Here is a 2,334-nt window from a genome sequence, read left to right as displayed (position 1 = left end):
TGGGCTACCAGTGGCCGTTGTTCACGAAAAAAAAGTGCGCAAGCCACGCCATATCCGTCTGCCCGACATCCGCTCCGATGACGACTGTCGCCGCTTGATCAGCGCGCTGCGCAAGCCCGTTTATCGCGGCTGCTTCACGCTCGTTTACGCCTACGGATTGCGGATCGGCGAAGCGATCACCCTGCCGATCACGGCAGTGGACGCTGGGCAGTCGCTACTGCACGTGATCGGGAAAGGCAACAAGGAGCGCGCTCTACCCCTGACCGATTCGATGCTCCAGATGCTGCGCGCGGTCTGGAAGACCCATCGCAGCCGGCACTGGTTATTCCCCAGTCAGCGCATCGTCACCCCGCTGTCCTACTCCTCGGCACGCAATGCGTTCATCCAAGCCAGAAGCGAGTGCGGCTTTGATCATCGCTTCCGGCCGCACTCGCTGCGGCACAGCTTCGCCACACACCTGCTGGAGCGCGGCGTGGACATTCGCATCATCCAGATTCTGCTGGGACATGCCAGCATCCGCTCCACCGAAATCTATACGCATTTGAGCGAACCGTTACGTGAGGATCTGCGGCGACTGCTGCAGCAAGCCACCGCGGGCCTCTTCGAGGGAAGGAGGCCCCACCATGGTTAATCCGACTGTTTGCCTGGTGAACACGGACCAGCAGCATGCCACACCGAACGTCGAATTGGCCGACGTGGTGCGTCGCTTCGGCGCGGAGTATCGGTCGCAATGTACTATGTTACCTTCGCACAACAGAGCCCTGGCGGACATTGAAGCCTGCTGCACCAAACAACTTGGTGGGCGGTTGTACCAATGTGACGACTGCAGCGAGTCCTTCTGGATGTATCACTGCTGCCGCAATCGAGCCTGCCCCAAGTGCCATGCCCGGCAGACTGAGCAGTGGCTCGCCAAACGTCAAGCCGAACTGTTACCGTGTGACTACTTTCACGCCGTGGCGACCGTACCGTCCGAGCTGCGTGGCGTGTTTCAGCGCCATCAGAAGTTGATGTACGGGCTGCTGATGCGTGTAGCCGCCGAGGCCGTGCAAGAGCTTTGTGCTGTCCGGCGTCATCTGGGAGCGTTGCCGGGGATCCTGTCCATCTTCCATTCCTGGAACGGCCAGTTGCAGTATCACCCGCACGTCCACATGCTGATTACGGGTGGTGGCATCTCCAGCGACGGTCAGCATTGGGAACCAGCCCGAGGAAAGTTCCTCGTGCCGGTGCAGGTGCTTTCGCGAAAGATTGCCGCCAAGTTCCGTGATGCCCTGCGAAAGGAGAATCCGGAACTGTGGGCCACCATCCCCGCCAACGCCTGGCGACGCGAGTGGGTCTCGTTCTGCAAGTATTATGGCCGCGGCAACGACGCCGTGCTGAACTATCTCTCGCGGTACGTCTTTCGCACGGCGATCAGCAATGCCCGGATTCTCGGCATGGACCAGACCCACGTGACCTTCCGCTGGAAGGACCGCAATAGTGATACCTGGCAGACCGAGCGGTTGCCCGGTGTTGAGTTCCTGCGGCGGTTCTTGCAGCACGTCCTGCCGCGAGGTTTCCACCGCTGTCGGTACTACGGACTGTGGCACTCTTCCAAGCGCGACCTGTCGAGTCGAGCCTGGCTGCTGTTGATTCTCCAGAACCCGCTAAACGAGATCGTGCCACTCACCATCGCAGACCTGCTGAACGTGTTGAGTCAACCGGGCGAGGACGAAGACCGAAAAGATCCCCAGGATGACGACCGCACCCCTTGCTGTCCCCATTGCAACAGTTCTCGCATCACGCTGCTGAATGAACTGCCACGTTTCGGAATACCGTAGGCGGTTAACTCAATCCGCCCCAACCCCTCACTTCAGTTGCCACCTCGTGCCGCGCGCACAACTGGTGGCCGTCTGAACCTGCGTTTTGACGACCATCCAAGACGCGGCTTCTGGGATGCTGCGCGCTGGTTGCCCACAATTCCCGCTCCGGCTCACATCACCAGCAACTCCGGCCCGCCGTTGCTCCCACTCGGGCTTCACGCTCACACTCCCGCGACGCAGCACTTCGTCCAACCGACTTTTCACATCGGCTCCGCGATGAGAAAAGTCTTATCTAGTGTCTGACTCTTAAGCTGGAAAGTTTGTAAAACTTTGGTGGAAACGCAAAAAGGCTCCACGAAGTTGAGTTGAAGATTCGTATTGTTTGTTGAAAACACATGCAAAACGAAATTGTGACGCCCAATCTTCGAGGAGCCAAAGATGCGAAAAGCCTACTCGCCACAGCTGCGACTGGACAGTATCCCTGTCGAAAAGGTTGAACTGAATCTTGAATGCCGTGACAGCATTATTGCGGTAC

2 protein-coding genes are annotated in these 2,334 nt (G+C 58.7%); both read left to right on the top strand.

The genetic code is table 11. The features are described from left to right. Positions 1-631, top strand: a 631-nt coding sequence (locus WBB95_RS09205; RefSeq protein WP_424487303.1) for a tyrosine-type recombinase/integrase, incomplete at its 5' end; no start/stop codon positions are given. Then, positions 624-1,817, top strand: coding sequence for an IS91 family transposase (locus tag WBB95_RS09200; RefSeq protein WP_424487302.1), 1,194 nt, complete (start codon positions 624-626; stop codon positions 1,815-1,817). The genes WBB95_RS09205 and WBB95_RS09200, both read left to right, overlap by 8 nt. Positions 1,818-2,334: the final 517 nt, after the last annotated feature.

Origin of the sequence: Pseudomonas sp. (assembly GCF_049645325.1) — a bacterium.
Taxonomy (GTDB): domain Bacteria; phylum Pseudomonadota; class Gammaproteobacteria; order Pseudomonadales; family Pseudomonadaceae; genus Aquipseudomonas.
Note: the sequence above shows the minus strand (reverse complement) of the source record. Positions and strands in the feature narration are given on the sequence as shown.

Excerpts from the sequence above, each read along its gene's own strand:
- WBB95_RS09200 (WP_424487302.1), top strand. The coding sequence starts at position 624 with ATGGTTAATCCGACTGTTTGCCTGGTGAACACGGACCAGCAGCATGCC.